General features: G+C 63.9%; 1 pseudogene. It reads left to right on the top strand.

Features of this window, described 5'->3' with window-relative positions:
* Nucleotides 1–8: 8 nt before the first annotated feature.
* Nucleotides 9–221 (top strand): annotated as a pseudogene (locus tag TR36_RS16300) (RsmD family RNA methyltransferase); the annotation flags it as partial.
* Nucleotides 222–397 lie beyond the last annotated feature (176 nt).

Below are 397 nucleotides of genomic sequence, written 5' to 3' on the forward strand. Positions count from 1 at the left end.
GGACAAGGCTGGCCGATGTCGGGGCCGGTGATCCTGCCGCACATCTTCGCCCCACATCGGATAGGGTGCGGGAGGCGATATTCAACCTGTTGATCAACGGCGGATACGGTAACCCCCTGCAGGATGCGCGGGTCTTGGACCTGTTTGCAGGCACCGGTGCCATCGGGCTGGAGGCGATCAGCCGCGGGGCGGCCCATACCACATTTGTGGATGACGGCAGTCGGCCGCGCNAAGAACGTCKWRKACNTCCCNGGACCGGAACCGGNCCGGAAGTACTACCCGTAACCCGTTANTACCCCGGACCCCCGACGAACCGGAACCGTACTTCGTTTGGTTCGGTCCGGTCCGAACTAAGTCCGACCCGACCGGACGTTAGGGGTTCCGGGGGAACCCGAAA

The organism is Falsirhodobacter sp. alg1 (assembly GCF_000739715.2).
GTDB lineage: Bacteria > Pseudomonadota > Alphaproteobacteria > Rhodobacterales > Rhodobacteraceae > Falsirhodobacter.